Source organism: Pseudomonas sp. W2-17 (assembly GCF_041060445.1).
In the GTDB taxonomy this organism is placed as follows: domain Bacteria; phylum Pseudomonadota; class Gammaproteobacteria; order Pseudomonadales; family Pseudomonadaceae; genus Aquipseudomonas.
Genome location: NZ_JAUFNS010000008.1, coordinates 108,915 through 126,213, shown reverse-complemented (window position 1 = coordinate 126,213; position 17,299 = coordinate 108,915). Strand labels below are relative to the sequence as shown.

Here is a 17,299-nt window from a genome sequence, read left to right as displayed (position 1 = left end):
GATCTCGCCACCTTTGTAGTGCACTCGCTCGCATTCCATCCCGCTGGAAAGTTGGACTTCACGTCGATCTTCCGTGTCTACCAGACAATAGTTCTTTTGAGAGCTCCAATACCTGAGCTTGACTACTCATTAAGTCTTGCTCTAGTTTTGAAATCCTCTGCGAATACATTTGAGAATCTGAATCTCTTTGTTGTAAAGCTTGAGCATCAAAGTGCTCTATGTTTTTTTTCAGGTTTTCGCACCGCTTTTGTAAGTTTTCAATGGTTTCTAGAAAATACTTATTTTCCGACTCTGCTTTTACTAAGCGCGCGATCAAATCAGTGATTTTTTCTTGATCTTTCCAGGCTTTGGCGGTTACATCTTTTAACTCCATTCTCATGTTGGCGGAGTGCTGGACCTCCGCCTCAAGGCTTCGAACAGCTCTAATTTTTTCTCTGATGTGAACGGCCCATCGAGCTCGTAGACCTTTTTCAAGCTCTTGAATTTCTACAATTCTTTTACGCTTTTCGGCTTCTACTTCATCGATCAGCTCTGTGTAGGTAGCCATAATTATCGCTTTAAATCGATCAGGAAATTTGGCGAAGCAGTCACTGCGATCTAATTCCGCTACCGCATATTTTACTTGATCAAGTGTAGTGTGCTCGGTGTTTCTGACTGTCATATTTTATCCTCCTGGTATATTTCGCCCCATCTTCAGTGATGGCATAGTAAGCCGTTATTTAGGAGTCTTAGTTTCAAGAGTGAAGCATCTGTAGAGTGACTCATTAGTCTCAGAATTTATCTGGGCGATGAACTGGTCGACGGTTTGCCATCGTCAAAGCCAGCGCCCTGCTCTATCCCTCACCTTTTCTGCCTAAATCATACCGACGTCCTCAAACGCGCTGTCTTGTGACCTCCGAAATTCGATACTTTCCATTAGAACAGGCTCGAACCTAGACGCTCAATCGCCAAACCGTGTCGCTATCCTACGGCGAAAAATTGGAACTCTTTGTTGCGAAGTCAGCGCCAGTTAACAATCGCCAAGGCAGACCAGACCAGTCCTCGTCTCCCCCGCCCATCGATCGACACGTTCTAACGGATGCCGAGCTCCTCAAGCTCCGTGTCGATTTGTTGGAGTAGGTCCCTACGAGTGACTGATCTCTCTTGGATAAGGAACGCTGCAACGATAAGCGTGACTGGGTGCACGCTCAGGACGTTAGCTAATTGACTCACCTTGTCAATCGTAGGGCTCTTCAAGCCGCGCTCTAGGGTACTCAGATACGTCCTACTACTAACGTCCGAGAAATCCTCCTGGGTGAGGCCTCGTTGCTTGCGGATGTCCCGAAGTGCCTGTCCAAACGCGATATTCAGTTCCAATTTTCAGACTCACAAAAGGAACGATGAAGCCTTCTTGAGTCCTATATTGAACTAGGCCCTTTCTCCTCCCATTGCTGGTCACGGAAGCCCTTGATATAGCGAACCACGCGACGTAGCTGCTCACCTTTGTCGCTCACCTCACGCTCAAACCACTCCTTCATTTCCAAAGGATCCGACTTGATCCACCCGCGATCACAGGCTAGCAAAATCTTATCGGCTGGAAGCTTCTTCCAAGTCTGGGTGGAGGCAGTGGCAACGCCATCCATCGCTCGTACAGTGAATGACTCAATAGCGGCCTTCAACAGCAGATACTGGTCGTCCGGAATCGCATAGAGCGGTAAGTCAATGTGGGCGTAATCAGAAATAACCACCCGCATGCAGTTAGGCTTACGCTCCAGCGTCCACCCACTCTCTTCGCAGCACAGACTCTCCAGCACAGCCTGTACGGCCTCAAAAAAATCGTTGATCGCCAAGTGAGGCTTGGATTCTTCTTTCATGATACTCAACGGCAGGTAAACCCCATCGTCGACATCAGATTGTTGCGGTGGGGTTTGGCATGGCCGGTTCAGCGTTTTATATGCCCAAGAACCCTGTATGAAAAATTTTGGTTCGCAGGCATCCCCTTCATAGCCTTTGTCGCGCAACGCCTGCGGCAGCCCATCTCGTAGCGCCTGGCGAATTTCCTTTCGCGCAGCATCGATTGTCTGTTTCTCTTCGCGACTGAGATCCATGGCCCTCAGGAACGTCGGATGATCGATGCTAGATTGGCTGTCGCCACTTTGATCTTTCGTCGTGTAAAGCAATGGGCTTAGGTTCAGCATGGGACTACTCCATTGGATGGCGATTGCGCATCGTGTCGGCTTTTACACTGATTTTGGCATCAGGAATCTTCCCAATAGGAGCCCTCATCCCTGCGCCTGCAATCAGGGTTTTCGGCAAGATGCACTCATCTGTATCGGAACGGACACAAGCTGGATCCAAGCCTGACACAACACCAGATATAGTGCAACAGCGTCTAGATTACGGCCGATTAACACCACATGTAGTGTAGCGTGGTTTGAAGCTGTCCTAAAATCTGAAACGGGTTTTATCATTTCTTGGTTGAGCGCGCGCGTGCACGACTAGGGGGTGCACACGTGGGCTCTAGAGCCAGGCCATCATCTGCCTGAACCGGAGATGGGCGTTGATTGGCGTAGGGAAAAATGGAAGCCGACGGAGGTGGCAACCGAACGGGCTGTAGCGGTGAAGGAGATTATTGCGGTGGGCTCAAGCGCTCAAACGATATCAATCCAGCAGTGTTCAATCCCTTGTTCCAGTTCCGATTCGTCCAATACTCGCCATCCAGAGTGACCACATCCTTCTCGTCGCGAATTTCCACCCGCGCGGAACCATAGTGGCAGCCGCTATCGGTCACTTCCGGATTATGCGTCACATTATGATAGGAATAATTGAGTTCGATAGAGCCGTGCTCGGGGTCGCGTCGAACACCGACGACTGTTGTGCTCGACTTGGAGTACTTATCGTCGGATTGGAATTTCATGCGCACGCTGAACAGGCGGGAAGTAATTGAGATTTTGCCTTGCTTGCTGAACAGCACCTCTCCCACCGGCTGCGCTACGAGCTGCCTTAATACATTCCAATTAGATCGGATGGTCACTTGCCATTCACCATCTATAGGGGGGAAAAATCGTCGTACCAAGGGCAGCCTACAAATCAACGGAAAAATCAGGGTTTGGCCCAAGCCCAGGACAACAAGGGTTGCAATGAAAACTGACGTCGAGCAAATACGCCAGAAAGCACCGAATCCGCTGAAAACTTCAGCAAAACGCCAAAAACTTAGCGCTCCGAAAATGATGATGCACAGCGTCGCAAAGTAGAACATGCATTTTTGAATCCCGAGTACTTGATACATAAGAAATCCTTAGGCAGTAATCATCCATTACAGTAGCCGCAATGACCGGCATGCGCACGTTCTGATGCTCGTAGCCTTCGCTGGTAAGTGGATAGGTCCTCAGGGCCACGACACTCGCAAGCGGAGCGCGAGGCCGTGAGGATGTAAGCCGCATTTTACGGGCTTGTTTTCGACAGCGGCCCGCCCCCACCTGCAGAGACAAGAACAACGAAGGGATTGGCGCGGTCTTTTCCCGAGAGAGTCTTCTCTGCAATTCCCTGCGAAGTGCGCGCTGCTCATGCGTAATTCACCTCCAAAGCAAAAAGTCCAGATCGCTAAAAATCTCAGATCGACGGGCCTGTGCGCCTGGCGTTCGGCGCCTGAAGCATCAGCGGGTAGCTGTCAAACACAGTGCCTGTATGAGCTTCCATCCTATTCCCAAACACCTGCAACCAATCCTCCCAGATCATGAAATCCGGGGAGGTGGGAGCGTAGTATAAGAGAGAGTGCGAGCGGAGCTCTTCAAGGCTTAGCGTCTCGCCAAGCGCAAGGTAGCTCGGGCTACACACCGGGAAGACTTCGTCGGCAGCTGTAGAGACCAGAGTATGCGGGCCGTTCGCACGCCCTGCTTTGCAGGGCTATATCGAAGCGGTCATTGAATTCGGCAATAGGCCGCGTTGAGGTCACTACCTGCACTTCGATCTCCGGATATCGATCCTGGAACGTGGCGAGGCGGGGCATCAGCCAATAAAAGGCTTCACATAATTGGCAAAGCAGGACAACACGATTTCTGCGATGTGATTTGCGAAGCGATACAGCACCGTCGCTGATACTTGCCAATGCCGCGCTCACCACCCCCGCTAACTGTCTCCCCTCCTCTGTTAGAAAGACAGCTCGGTTACGGCGGATAAAGAGTTTCGCCCCCAGATCGCTTTCCAGACCCCGAATCTGCCTGCTGATGGCCGCTTGAGTGATGTGCAACTCATCAGCGGCCTTCGAAAAGCTCTGCAGTCGAGCAGCCGCTTCGAACGGCAGCAAACTGGTCAACGGAGGCAATGTTTTCCTGAGCTTATTCCGGTTGAGCGCGATACGGTCATAAACCCAGTCCCGCAGCCAGCGTGGAAATACCTTCAGCACTTGAAGCAGGGGCCAAGGTGCCGGCAGCCGACTGATGACCTCAAAAAACGCATCCGACCTCACGCAGTAATGATGATCGCGGATAACCGCCATCTTATCGAACGTATCGACGGGGCACCCTGCCCAAACCAGCAGCGCCTGACCTTCCTCGGACTGAACGACTGAATCCGGAGAGTGACGCTTGAGGGGCGACCTGCTTAAGTCCCCTTACCCAGATCAAAATGTTTATTCTCTACGTCCCGGCGCACAAAGGCTGCACTGCTGCACAGGTGAGAGAGTTGTCCAAAACCTGGCAAAGGTAAACGCGCGTTCGCCCATCGATCCTTTGCAAAGGAAGGCCAATGCGACGTGCTTATTCAGTTCACGTATTTCTGACCCGCTCTGTGGGAGGCGAACGCCAGTATCTGATCTTCCAGCGAGCCCCACGCGATGATCTAGGCTTGCCGGCGTTTTTTCAGGGCATTTCGGGCGCGCTGGAAGATCAGGAGAGCTTCCAGGACGCGGCAGTTCGCGAAGTATTCGAAGAAACTGCGCTGCGCATCAGTCCGCCTGTCTACTGTGGATTCAGTCACCAATATCCGATCAAGGAGCAGTGGCGCAAGCACTATGGTGCGGAGCCTCAGCAAGTAGAAGAGCGCGTCTTTACTGCAGATATCTCGGGTATGGGAGATCCTGTCCTGTCAGCAGAGCACACATCATTTCGCTGGTTTCGGCTTGCCGAGGCGCTGCCGCTGCTGACTTACGGCGCAAATGCGGAATGTCTTCGACATGTTGATCAACTATGGTCGCGCGCCATTCGCGAAGGCGTTCCCAAATGAGTGAGGGCGAAATCCATCGTTTCTTTGAGCTCAAACCTGTTGCCTTCTGGGTCTGAGTAATAGACCCAACGACTATTGCCGTATGTACCGACTTCGGAGTCTGGCTGGAGCCCATGATTGCTCAAGTCTTCCATGGCGGACTCCAGAGAAAGTACCGCGAATCCGATGATCACCGACTGCTCTGCCGGCGTCTTCCGATGAGGAGCGCGCGCGCCATCGGCCCACAACTCAAAAATTGCGCCGCCGCCGACATCCAGCATGCAATAGCCATCGCCGTTTTCCACTATAGGAAGGCCTACCCTTTCGACATAGAAACCGACCAGCGCAGTCAGATCGGCTGCATAGAGCCCCGTCCACGCAATACCAAGAAAATTTCTGCTCATCCACGCCTCCTTAGCGTAAGGCCTTTTACTAAGCGTAAAGCTAAATCGCATTGTTTGAGTGGCTGACATACGCACCAGTACGGTAGACGTGGGCCGAGGTCTCACTCACCTTGTGGAGATGCAGTTGAAAGGACGCTTTGGGGTCGATAGCTGCCCCAGGGCCGGGTGTCCGCATCACGAATCGGTCTGAGCAATATCGCCTCGTTAACCAACTCGATGCTCTAGGAATCGCCCGAGCCGACGTTCACTGCTGCAAGGACATCCGATGGGAGATCGATGATGACATCTCCGCTGTCATCACCTGGATCTTGGCATTTCACGACTATCTGCACTGATTTACTGATGAGGGAAAGATCTCCCTGCATTGGCGGGAGAGCTTCCATCCTACGCCCGCGTAGCTCCTACTGACAGCTATCGACCAAAAGCGGCCGCTTGCGCCGCGCATAAGTCAGCTTCGCTTGGTGCTAAGCTATCGTGATCTAACGCCCTATGGAAATCATGTGTGCCAAGTCATACAGCATGGAATCGAATACTAGCGCTGGCTACCGTTAGTGCAATAGCAGCTACCATTTTTGGCCTATACCTCAGTTCACATTTAGAAAGCCACGCAAGTCACGCATTCGAGCAAATACGCACGGGCACTACGCAACAGCAAGTCGTGGCTCTTCTTGGGGTACCAGATTCTGTTCGAGGTTGCGGTGACAGTCTTTGGTGGGGAGACGATACACACTATCGCGGAAAAAATGATGGCCGTTGCGTTGCAGAGACGCGCTACCAATACTTTTTAAGCACTTGGAGCTTAGGGTATTCCCAAGACGGATACAAATGAAGATTGGCTGACAAAGTTCGATAAGCCCTACCCGCACCAGAAATCTCGGGTCGTGAGCACGCTCAAAGGAGTGCTCCACCCAACCCGCTAACCAATAGCAGTATTATGTCTCCAGTCAATCGCTCGCAACTGGCCGATTGCTGCCTGTAGGAAAGGGCTGCAATCGGGCAACAGCGGCCTTCAGGTGGCGATGATCCAAAAAGTGCTTATACCGCCCCACGATAAACCAGAGTCAGCGCCCGCTGGCTATAGGTGAGAAGTTCTGATGTGGTTACTGGAAGAGTGTCGCAGACCCCAGGGTTAGTGTCATGGTGAAATTGCCCCGCATAGCTATTGATATCTCTCAATTCCTCTACAAGCGGAGCTGCGTAGGCCAAGGGATCTGTAGGTGAAACCGTTCCGATGTGAAAAAGAATCCGCAATGAGGTTTATGCTTTCGGGGTGGTCGGAATGAGGTCCCAGCTACCATCCCTCCGGTCCTGACATTTCAGAGTAGCCAGCGCAGCTCCAGTCATTGCGACAGATTCGCCCTCGGCTGACGGGATGAGGCTTATCCTACGCCCGCTGATGCCTTGCCGATATCAATACGCTATCATTTCTTCTCTGACATGAATTGGTTGAATGCCTCCGGGTCGAATGTGATAGGTTCGCCGCTGTTCTCGCCGGCTATCAGTGCAGAACGGATAACCTCGGTAATATCAGATCGCTCCTGCTCACAGTGGATGAGCGCACGGATGCATTCGCTGTAACTCGCGTACCGGCCTGACTCGATCTGAGTTTTGATCCAGCGGTCTTGTGCACCTGATATGACGATGTTTTTGCGCACAGCAGCCATGTTAGAGCCTCCTGACGCGGTGCTGAGATGCTAACCCAATCATACGAGCGGCGCCATTCGGTGATGTTCCCTCTTTGATGCCGTGCTCAAAAGCTGCGCCATCACTATCCGTGCACGACGCTCTTGCTTTTCGAACGACCGATTTTGGCCGACAGCTGGCAGTGACGAACGCTTACTGAGCGCAATGTCTCGTGTTTTAAGGATAGCGGCATTACCTTCAAATAAGGGTACGTTTTTGAGCGTATCAATGCGGCTGTCCCGAATGTATCGTCAGTTCTCTAGAGCGCACACGGAAGAGATCCGGCTATGGACAATGAGCGGAGGATTGAAGAATGGAACACCCAGTGGATGATTGTTGCAGGACAAGCGGTTTGCAGTGATTGCCTGGAAAGCCAAGCACTGGAAGATTGTGAGAGGCCGTTTTCTCATGCTCGGATATGCGCGGCCAAGGGAGAAAAATCCGAGTCTCCGTGGGTTGCGCTCCACGAGATCCTAGACTTCGCGCGAGGGTAAAGGTGCCAGTCAGGTTTGATAGGGCTGCTCGCCGGACAGGCTGTATGGCTTCGTGGAGGGGCCATGCTGGCGTAGGATGAGGCCTTTCCCATCAGTCCAGACCTTTTCCCTTATGACTCAATCCGTGCGGACAATCGTGAAGTGCCAAGATCTAGGTGATGGTAGCGGAGACGTAATCATCGATCTCCCACCTGATGTCCTTGCAGCAATAAACGTCGGTCTAGGTGATTCTTTGAGCATCGAATTGGTTAATGGGGCGATAGTGCTCAGACCGATTCGTGATGCGAATACCCAGTCCTGAGGCAGCTCACGGCCAGAAGCTGCCGGTCATGGAGGGCATGCTTGCGACCGATTCTATTGAAAAGTCAGATTTTCAGCTCCCCTGAGCTCAGGCACAACCACCACCGGAGAACCTACTCACCACATTGAGTGGTTTTTCGGCCCTTCGTTGAGTTTTGCAGCTTGGCTAGTGGGTTAGTTTGAGGTTTTTTGCTTCGTGCAGGCGCACCTATCCCATAGCTGGTGGCCCTTGAAAGATAAATTTTGGCCAGACGTCGCAGGTTCTGTACCGCGGCGGCCAGCGTTAACTCATCGGACGCGCCACTCACATAGTCGCAAGCGATCCAGTTTCAGAATGCGCTTGAGTTGGGCTAACGTTTCGGCCTTCTTACGTTCGTGGCGAGAGCGCTGATACGCTGGCGTCGCCGCGATGCCTCACCATATTTGTAAAGCCAAGCTTCCTGTCAAAAGCCAGCCAGGCTTTGGGTCTTTCCCCCAGATGCGCTAGTCACTCGACCACAAGGTAAGTAAGCTCTTACCAAGGTAGCCAATTGCCACAGTTTTTAGGGATGATCTAATGCAAGATCCGCGTCGCATGATGCCCGCCGTACTGGATCGCCACATTGAACGCGAAGACCAGGACGCGTTCGGACACCGCCACTATGCTCAAGCATTGCGTTGCTTGATCGAGGATGAAAGGCATCAGCCCCCGTTCAGCATCGGTTTGCTGGGCGGCTGGGGGACCGGCAAGAGCTCGGTGAAGGAACTCTATACAAGGGCACTTGCGGACGACACCTCGACTGCTGGTGGACAGCAGCCCAGAAGTCAGCGCTTCAAGAGCATCACTTTCAACGCCTGGCGCTTTGGTGGAAAAGAGCAAGATATTAAACGAGCGCTTCTTCGCCACGTGTTCCTGGAGCTGGGCGGAGATGAGAGCAGGCTGCAGGACGACCTGTACCGAAACGTGACTCACACCACATCGGTGCCCAAGAAGGTCAAGGAACTTATCAAGGAGCACCTTCACACCTGGGCAGCGCCGGTGCCCGCCTTTGCGCTCGCCTTCACTGCCTACGTCATCTTGGTAATCGTCGGGCTGCTGTTCCTGCCATTGGACGGCGGCATAGCCCAGGGGCTGTTTGTAGCCGCAGTCAGTGCGGTCTACACCTACTTGATTAACGTCATGAAGCCCTCAGCAGTTAACCCATTCAACACCGTTACTCGGGTGCATCTGCCCAGCGTGAGTGCGGAGCAGTACGAGGAGTTGCTCCTCCAACAGTTGCGCAAATTTAAGCCCAGCAAAGACAACTCAGTGCCTTACGAGCGGCTGGTCATTTTCGTGGATGACCTCGATCGCCTATCCGCAGAGGAAATGGTGTTGGGATTGGACGCTGTCCGCACCTTCATGGAAATCCCCATAGAAAAACTGCCAAAAAACCTGGGGCTGGTATTTGTCATTTCCTGCGATGAAGGCAAGGTCGCAGACGCGCTCTTCAAACGCCGGAGCAACCCTGAGCAACCGGGATCGATTTTCAGCTCTGCCGATGCCCGTCGCTATCTCGATCGCATCTTCCAGTTCCGACTTGAGATTCCACCACCACCGCGCAATGACATGCGCCAATTCGCGCTTTCGAAGCTCAAACGCTTCCCCGAGCTCGTACAAGATATCGCTGATAAGGGCGCTTCGGTGGAGCAGATCGTGGATCGCATGATTCATGTGAATGTAACCGACCCACGTAATGCGCTTCAGATCGTCAACGCCTTCACTCAGACTTGGTGGCTCGCCAAGACGCGCGAATTCGACGCCATTGGCAGTGACCGCCCAGGGGGCCTGCATGAGGGAGCAGTCACAAAGCACCCGATCGCCCTAGGCGCGCTCAGCGCAGCGCGCGTGAGCTTTCCAGGTTTCTATCGTGACCTACAGGACGATCCCCAGCTTCTGCTCCGACTGACCAACCTGATGGTCAGGCAAACATCTCTACATGACGAGCCGCTGGAGGCACATCACGTCCTTAAGCGATACGTCACGCAGGAAGGGGATGACAATCCCATACTCGTTGAAGGTTGCCGGGATCTGCGCCAGTTCCTGGCGAGCCTGGTCGGCATCAACTGGCCAGAATCTCTGCAGAGCCTTCTCTTGCTCTCGGAAGACACGGTCACTCGCCAATACGGTGCTCACGCCTCACGGATCTACAACCAACTGGTCTCGGGTGATACTCAGGGCTTCCTGGAGACCCTTTCCCCGCGAGCAAACGACCTGCTGAGCGACGTCGAGGGTCAATTGTTGCACAACATGCTCAGTGAGCTGCATCGCACTGAGCAAGCATTGAAATTCAACGCAATGCGTGTGGTGGCAGACATCATTGATCGTCTGCCAGTCCGTACACGGGAAATGGTGCTTGGCATTGTTTGCAATGACCTCGTCACCTCTTTAGAGCTGCGAACGATTCTAGGTGTGGAGAAAATTGATCGTATCGTTAAGGCCGCCAACCCAGTGGATCAGCAACACGTAGCTGCTGTGCTCATCGACAGCCTGCTCAACCTTGAGAAGCCGGGCACGCTTGATCTTCCAACGGGCCAAGCACCCAACATGGAAGAAGCCATCAGCATCGCCAAGTGCGCCGCCGGCACAGCGCTATACGTGCTGGAGGCTCATGGCTTGCCAGTCCGAGCCAAACTAACGTTGATGAATTGGCTTACTGAACGAACGGTGACCACCGCAAAAGGCTCTCTCAAGCTTCCGTTCCTCGACTTACATAAATGGATGGACAGTTTTGAGTCAGCGCTGCTTCCAGAGATTGGGCCGGCCTATGTGGATCAGCTGACTGCGGCCCTGCACGCGCACGAAGCGGGCGAAATCGATGAAGGCCACGCGCTGGCCGCGCTGGGGGCGGAAGTTACCTTAGCCAGGGTTGATCACGTCTGGGCCCAACTGGCCATTGAAGGTGAAGACAGCCGGATCAAGATGTGGGCACAGATCAGAGCGGCAAGCAACCTCTATGCGCCAGAGCCAATCAGCTGCGTGCTGAATGCAGTAGAGCAGCACCACCGCTCCGCCGAAGACAAGCAAGTTTTGGAATGCCTGAAACTCCTTTGCAGGCGTGTCAGGGAGGTCAAACAGGAACCACTCGATTACCCGCGAGCCTTCCGCCTGCTTATCGAAATCGGCGCTTCGCGGCTTCCACGCTTCGATGCCTCGCACTACCAGGCCTATGCCGATCTCTCCACGGGGCTCAGCGAAATCGAAGGCTACGAAAACGACGCGGCCACAGTCTTGGAAAAATTCGTCATCCTTGATGAAGAAGCGCTTGGCGAGGCTTTGGATCATTGGATCGCAACACCGCTCGAAGACGTTCCTCGCGAGTGTCGCAAGGTGATGTTTGAGGCGTATGAGAACCTGTCTGAGGGAAACAAAGAGGCCGTCGCAACGCACCTCACACAGCTGACAGAAGGCACAGAGCTTGATGAGCGAGATGAGAGTCTCTACAGCGACGCTGCCACCTACATTCCTTTGGCCTACTGGGGAAGCTCCGATCTCCAGGTACATCTCGACAAGCTTCTGACAACAGTGCCAAGCAAAGTAGATGAGTGGGACACATACCTGAAATTCCTGCTTCCTGGTTTGAGCCGTGTAATGCTTCAGGGCAGCCCGAGCATTCTGGGCCCCGCTCTACAAAAACTGGTTACCAATGCCAAGGATTACCCTGAAGTCTACGAAGAGCTACACCGCAAGATGGTCGGTCGCTGGCCGTCAGAAGATGTTCTCACCAGCGGCTATAGCCTGCAGGCGATGATCTCTGAGGCGCGTGTAGCCGTTACAAAATCACCATGCTGCGTTGGCCGGCACGCGCTAGCGTCGCTGAACAGCATGCTGGTGGACGAGATCGCGCCGTCTTCCCTGGCCACGACACTTGTAGAGATCGCTCGCTTCGTTTGGGAGCAAAGCCCAGAAGAAGCCGTTGAGTTCCTGAGCACGAGTGGGCATGAGGTTCCAGTGGAGCAAATGGCCCATCTGCCTGACCCAATCAACTTCGCGAAGCCTGATGAAGTAGCATTGTTGGAGCGCGTTTGGAAAGCGCTGACGCCCAACCTGTCCATCCAAGAAGACTTTGAGACCACCAAAGCCGTGCTGCTTCTAGGCATGCGTGGCAATACTCAAGATCCTGATCTGGCATTGGCTCTATGGTGTCGGGCACTGGCCGCAGAGGCCCATAGCAATCTCAAAAAACTTCTTCTCGACGCAGAGACGACGGATGAACACCGCGCTCGCCTGTTCAAACAAATCGTTCGAGCCGAGGGTGGAGAGGATCACAAAGAGTCGCGAGAGGTACTCACGCTCGCGATCACAATCTTCAAAATGCCAGACAGTCCGCTGAGCTGGTCTGCTGTCCATGCGTCGCGCGTTGACATCAGTAAGCGGCTGGTAACACACGAGGAGCGGGTCGACTTTGCCAAGCAGTTGCTGAGCGAACTTCGCAATGCAGCCTCTGAGACCGCCAAGGGCCATATGGCCACTTGGGCGAAAGTGCTGGGTACCGATGCCGTTCTCAAGGAATTGAAGCCTGATGGGCTGAAGGAAGAAGACCTGAGCATCATTGGGAAGTTTTTCGGCGATAGCCGGACAATGAAAGGTTTGCTGACACGCTGGAACAATCGCAAGTAGAAGCCTTTCTAGGTCTGAGGCTGCACTGATGTGGCAGCCCGTTGGCTAGAGGATCTACTCATAAACCAAACACTCACGACTTTCGAGCATACCGCCAGACCCAAATGGGTGAGTCGCGTCGGCTTTCGTGATTACGGCCGAGAGTCGTATGGGTCGAAAGCAGTAACCCACGACCGGCTGCTTTCGGCCAGAACAAGCCACTCCACGGTTCGATCTCCCCAGACAGTGATGGATCTCACTCAACGCTGGGTGGTAGCTAGACGGGCTCCGCGCTCCGCAAAGCGGTTGCCCTGCCTGGCAGTTTTTAGGAAAATGGGCCCCGTCAGATGATCACTGTGATATTTGGCAGAACGCTCCCCGACCGTTTTGCCACTACAAGCCGCCCTACTAAAGGCGGCTTTTTTGTCTACAAATAATCGCTATCTCCAACGGACTGTATTCAGCTATAGCGACAATGCACCGGCGTCACAGTTTGCGAACCTAAGACGACGCGTTGCAACTTACACTCGTCTACTGAATCGACGTCCTTCGGATTGGCAGCCGCGGGTCGTAAGGCGGCCCCACACCTCCTACGGAGTGGATTATCGTCTGGTCGCGCAAGCCGTGGGAAAACTCGGGCCGGGGCAGCCTAAGCTTTGTCGCTCAAAGGCCTGCCAGCAAACGCGGTGCCCCCAACGCGACCAAATGCCTCAACTGCCGAGTCATTAAAAAAGCTTTTGTACCCTGCCGATTGTTGGATCTTCTTTAGCTTCGCACGCGCCGCGGCCTTCACGTCTTCACTTTCTTTGGTTTTCATGCCCGTCCTCCAGGATCGGTTCGCTGCGAGTAACGTTAGCCTTTGCAGTTGGGATGTCAACGCATTCCGCTGTCGATGGATACCTGGCCTCGGTTCTCTGCCCCGGCGCCTTATTCAGCACCTAGCACCTGCATCTCACCTCGGCTTGAGTGCTGCGCCTCCGTCAGCCAACTCGATACTTAGCAAGTCAGCAACATTGAGATGCATGCTTTCTCCGAGGTCGAAAGTAAAGTCGACGATGAATTCCCCCTCTGCAATCCCTGCGCTCCTTGCTGAAGTATCTCAACTGCCAGGAAGAGGCAGGTTTTCGGTAAATGGCCCAGCTTTCTGCGCTTGTCGGGATGCTCCGCCACTAATATCTTCAGCTCCATTGTAGCTTGCCGCCCGACTACCACATATCAAGAGCGGTTATCCTCGCTGCTTGTTGAGACGCCTTTCTTGCGGTTGGGTTTAAGTAGTGATTGAAGCTGGAGCACCTGCTCGCCTAGCGCCTCGGCGCGCGCCGCGTGCGAGGCCGACTGCTGTTGGGCTCCATTAAGTGCGGCTAACTGAGCTGCCAGGCTTGCCTGCAATTGCTGGACGCTGCAGGTGTTTTGTTCTGCTCTTTCTTTATGAATCGCCACTTCTCGCCGGGCATCGGCGAGCTCGGTTAGCGCGGAGGTCAGCCTTTTCTCAAGGATCTCCGCTTGCCTGCCCAACTGTTTGAGTTGTATGGCAGCCGCCCTGCTCTCCTCCCGAGCACGATCCACCTCGCGGTGCGCGCGGTCTTCAATGCCCCGAAGGTACTCCTGCTGCTCAGCGCGCTGTTGCTCGACCTTTTCCTGTAAGGCCCTATTCTGTTGCACCATCTCGTCGGCTTGCCGGCGCGCGCTGTCACGTTCGGCATGGAACGCATCGCGTTGGCGTAGGAGGTCGTCAATCTGCGCCTGACGCTGGGTCAGTAGTTGCTCCAAGTCGGCGAGGCGGATTTCGGCAACGTCACGGGCCGCCAGTGCCTCGGCCGTCTGCCGACGTGCCTGCGCCTGCTCCAACCGTACCTTAGCTTCGCTTGCTGCCAGATGCTCGCGCTCGTTTATCAACACTTGCCGCTGATCCGCCAAAGAGACCTCGACTACGCCCTGCGCCAGGTTAGTCGCCTGCTGCCAGAGGGTAATAAAGGCCTGGGCTACATCTGTCGGCAATCCCGGCAACCGAGTTTCACCGCGCAAGCGCGCGGCCAGAGTTTCCCACCACTGATCGAGCAGGCTACCAACACGTGCTGGACTGCCGCGACCCAGTTCCAAGCGGACTCGTTCCACTGTTGGCCTTTCGCCACGGGCTAAAACCGCGTCCGCAGCCGCAAATACCTCATGTTCCGGTACTCCTACCGCCATGCGCTACCTCCAGATATATTAGGTCTGATAATCGTAGTTTATCCGACCTTATAAATTAATTACTGAGAATATAGTACGTTGAACGTATTAAATGATACAGATCAAGTTCGGGTGGTCAGCGAAACGCATTTAGAGGTGCATTCTCTGACGCAAAGCGCTCAGACCGCAGCGGAAGCATTCATGGCGGCAGGCACTGCGGCCAATACAGTGCGCAGCTATCGCAGCGCCCTCGCCTATTGGTCAGCCTGGCTGCGCCTACGGTTCGGCATCGCGCTGGGAGACGGTGCGTTGCCGGAAACCGTCGTGATCCAGTTCATTCTCGATCATCTGGCTCGTCCGCTGGCGGAAGGTGGCTGGGCTCACCTCCTCCCACTGCCGATTGACGCCGCATTGGTTGAAGCTAAGGTCAAAAGCAAACTTGGAGTTCTGGCTTTCAATACGGTCAGTCACCGTTTAGCGGTCTTGAGCAAGTGGCATCGCATCAATCAGTGGGCCAGCCCCACCGAGTCCATAGCGGCGAGGACGTTGCTACGTGAGGCGAGAAAAGCGCAGAGCCGTCAAGGTGTTCAGGTTAGAAAAAAAACCGCAGTGGTACTTGAGCCATTGCAGGCCCTGTTAGCGACCTGCACGGATGGCGTGCGCGGCATCCGTGATCGCGCGCTATTGCTGCTCGCCTGGAGCGGCGGCGGCCGTCGACGTTCGGAAGTGGTGGGGATACAGATCGCAGATGTGCGCCAACTTGATGAGGGCACTTGGCTGTACGCTTTGGGCACGACGAAGACAGACACGGGGGGAATTCGGCGGGAAAAGCCCTTGCGAGGGGCTGCGGCACAAGCACTAGCTGCCTGGCTGGCCGTTGCGCCTGCGGATCACGGCCCGCTCTTTCGGCGAATGTATAAGGGGAATAAAGTCGGGACGACCGCGTTATCCGCAGACCAAATCGCGCGCATCGTCCAGCGCAGGGCGGCGTTAGCAGGGCTGGCTGGCGACTGGGCCGCGCATAGTTTGCGCTCGGGTTTCGTCACCGAAGCTGGGCGTCAGGGAGTACCACTCGGCGAAGTCATGGCGATGACGGAGCACCGCAGCGTCGGCACCGTGATGGGGTATTTTCAAGCCGGGTCTTTGCTTAGCAGTAAAGCGACGGAGCTGTTAACCCAGATTGACACGGACGTCGCATCCACTGTGAAAACTTAGGAAATCATTGAAGTCTTCCAATGACCCCTCCTCTGCATCCGGTGCCCACAAACAATCAAGGATGGCTGTTCGCCTAAAGCGGACCCTTGCCGGGCTGATCACCAGCGCTTGGCAGAAAGCCCCTCCTCTTCTGGCGATAAAATAGGTTATCACCAATTATTACCGTTTATCGGTTTCGAAGTCAGCTGCCGCATTTGACGTTGCTTTTGTGACTAGATGCATGGCCAATGACTTCAAACGAGCCAATTATGAGAACGATGTGCAGGAACTGACGAAAGTCCATCAGAATGATCAACGTCGGCTCACGTCGGTCGAATTTCAGACGCTGGCCCAGGTTCCGGCTGCGGTCGAGTGGTTTGCCAACCTGGACAATCCGCGGACGCGACGTGCCTACCAAAATGACCTGGAAGACTTCTGTGGGTTTGTCGGCTTGGCTTCGGCGGATGAGTTTCGCGTGGTGACCCGATCACATGTTCTGGCCTGGCGCGCCCAGCTCGAGCATCGCGGTTTGGCGGGCGCCACGATCCGCCGCAAATTGGCAGCTTTGGCCAGCCTCTTTGATCACCTCCTGGAGAGCAATGCAATCGCCGGCGGCAATCCCGTGCACGGGGTAAAACGACCCAGGATCGAAAGCAACGAGGGCAAGACGCCGGCACTGGGTGATCACCAGGCCAAAGCGCTGCTTGAAGCCCCGGATGAAACGACCCTCAAAGGGCTGCGCGACCGGGCGCTATTGGCTGTTCTTCTCTATCACGGGCTGCGACGCGAAGAAGCGGCGCTGCTGCAGGTGAGCGACATCCAGGACCGCCGCGGAATTCAGCACCTCAAGGTGCACGGCAAAGGCGGCAAAGTGCGGTACCTGCCGTTGCACCCGGTGGCGGCCGGGCGTATTCATCAGTACCTGGAAAGCTCGGGGCATCATCTGGCCGAAAGGAAGGTGCCGCTGTTCATGCCACTGCGAGGCAAATTGACCGGTGCCGGCATTACAGCAAACGGCATCTATGCGGTGGTCGCGGCCTACGCGAAGAAGGCCGGGATTGAGGTCGACGGTTTGGGCGTACACGGACTTCGAGCGACGGCGGCCACCAATGCCCTGGAGCATGAGGCCGACATCGCCAAGGTCCAGGCTTGGCTAGGTCATGCCAACATCAGCACGACCAAGATCTACGACAGGCGGGAGAACAGGCCTGAGGATTCACCCACCTACAAGGTGAGGTATTAAATAGAAGGCCGGC

13 protein-coding genes and 3 pseudogenes are annotated in these 17,299 nt (G+C 54.6%); 5 read left to right on the top strand and 11 right to left on the bottom strand.

Annotation, left to right across the window (positions count from 1 at the left end):
- Positions 1 to 58: 58 nt before the first annotated feature.
- The 6 genes and pseudogenes from QWI20_RS12260 to QWI20_RS12235 form a co-directional block, all read right to left on the bottom strand.
- Complete coding sequence (locus tag QWI20_RS12260; protein WP_369305700.1) at positions 59 to 661, bottom strand: hypothetical protein; 603 nt, start codon at positions 659 to 661, stop codon at positions 59 to 61.
- Positions 662 to 1,071: 410 nt separating this feature from the next.
- A complete protein-coding gene (locus QWI20_RS12255; RefSeq protein ID WP_369305699.1) occupies positions 1,072 to 1,356 on the bottom strand; it encodes a helix-turn-helix domain-containing protein in 285 nt (94 codons plus the stop codon).
- Between the two features lie 41 nt (positions 1,357 to 1,397).
- Complete coding sequence (locus QWI20_RS12250; RefSeq protein WP_369305698.1) at positions 1,398 to 2,177, bottom strand: CBASS cGAMP synthase; 780 nt, start codon at positions 2,175 to 2,177, stop codon at positions 1,398 to 1,400.
- 431 nt (positions 2,178 to 2,608) lie between these two features.
- Complete coding sequence (locus QWI20_RS12245; protein ID WP_369305697.1) at positions 2,609 to 3,268, bottom strand: hypothetical protein; 660 nt, start codon at positions 3,266 to 3,268, stop codon at positions 2,609 to 2,611.
- Between the two features lie 356 nt (positions 3,269 to 3,624).
- Positions 3,625 to 4,336 (bottom strand): annotated as a pseudogene (locus QWI20_RS12240) (LysR family transcriptional regulator); the annotation flags it as partial.
- Positions 4,313 to 4,549 (bottom strand): annotated as a pseudogene (locus QWI20_RS12235) (DCC1-like thiol-disulfide oxidoreductase family protein); the annotation flags it as partial. The pseudogenes QWI20_RS12235 and QWI20_RS12240, both read right to left, overlap by 24 nt.
- 176 nt (positions 4,550 to 4,725) lie before the next feature.
- Between QWI20_RS12235 and QWI20_RS12230 the strand changes: the two are divergent.
- Entirely contained in the window at positions 4,726 to 5,202 is a 477-nt protein-coding gene (locus tag QWI20_RS12230; RefSeq protein WP_369305696.1) for an NUDIX pyrophosphatase, read from the top strand.
- On the opposite strand, the gene QWI20_RS12225 is transcribed toward QWI20_RS12230, so the two are convergent.
- A complete protein-coding gene (locus QWI20_RS12225) occupies positions 5,160 to 5,585 on the bottom strand; it encodes a VOC family protein (protein WP_369305695.1) in 426 nt (141 codons plus the stop codon). The genes QWI20_RS12230 and QWI20_RS12225 overlap by 43 nt on opposite strands.
- 1,421 nt (positions 5,586 to 7,006) lie before the next feature.
- Positions 7,007 to 7,249 (bottom strand): type II toxin-antitoxin system ParD family antitoxin, encoded by a 243-nt coding sequence (locus QWI20_RS12220; protein ID WP_369305694.1) that lies wholly within the window; start codon positions 7,247 to 7,249, stop codon positions 7,007 to 7,009.
- Positions 7,250 to 7,874: 625 nt separating this feature from the next.
- On the opposite strand from QWI20_RS12220, the gene QWI20_RS12215 reads away from it, so the two are divergent.
- Positions 7,875 to 8,063: an AbrB family transcriptional regulator gene (locus QWI20_RS12215; protein ID WP_080052661.1), complete on the top strand. Its 189-nt coding sequence runs from the start codon at positions 7,875 to 7,877 to the stop codon at positions 8,061 to 8,063.
- A 207-nt stretch (positions 8,064 to 8,270) separates the two neighbouring features.
- On the opposite strand, the pseudogene QWI20_RS12210 reads toward QWI20_RS12215, so the two are convergent.
- Positions 8,271 to 8,473, bottom strand: a pseudogene (locus tag QWI20_RS12210) (IS5/IS1182 family transposase); the annotation flags it as partial.
- Positions 8,474 to 8,618: 145 nt separating this feature from the next.
- Between QWI20_RS12210 and QWI20_RS12205 the strand changes: the two are divergent.
- Positions 8,619 to 12,701 (top strand): P-loop NTPase fold protein, encoded by a 4,083-nt coding sequence (locus QWI20_RS12205; RefSeq protein WP_369305693.1) that lies wholly within the window; start codon positions 8,619 to 8,621, stop codon positions 12,699 to 12,701.
- Between the two features lie 628 nt (positions 12,702 to 13,329).
- Here QWI20_RS12205 and QWI20_RS12200 read toward each other — a convergent pair.
- Both QWI20_RS12200 and QWI20_RS12195 read right to left on the bottom strand, forming a co-directional pair.
- Positions 13,330 to 13,497 (bottom strand): hypothetical protein, encoded by a 168-nt coding sequence (locus QWI20_RS12200; RefSeq protein ID WP_369305692.1) that lies wholly within the window; start codon positions 13,495 to 13,497, stop codon positions 13,330 to 13,332.
- A gap of 398 nt (positions 13,498 to 13,895) precedes the next feature.
- Positions 13,896 to 14,870 (bottom strand): DNA-binding protein, encoded by a 975-nt coding sequence (locus tag QWI20_RS12195; RefSeq protein ID WP_369305691.1) that lies wholly within the window; start codon positions 14,868 to 14,870, stop codon positions 13,896 to 13,898.
- Between the two features lie 78 nt (positions 14,871 to 14,948).
- Between QWI20_RS12195 and QWI20_RS12190 the strand changes: the two genes are divergently transcribed.
- Positions 14,949 to 16,064: a site-specific integrase gene (locus QWI20_RS12190; protein ID WP_369305690.1), complete on the top strand. Its 1,116-nt coding sequence runs from the start codon at positions 14,949 to 14,951 to the stop codon at positions 16,062 to 16,064.
- A gap of 259 nt (positions 16,065 to 16,323) precedes the next feature.
- A complete protein-coding gene (locus tag QWI20_RS12185; protein ID WP_369305798.1) occupies positions 16,324 to 17,286 on the top strand; it encodes a tyrosine-type recombinase/integrase in 963 nt (320 codons plus the stop codon).
- Positions 17,287 to 17,299: the final 13 nt, after the last annotated feature.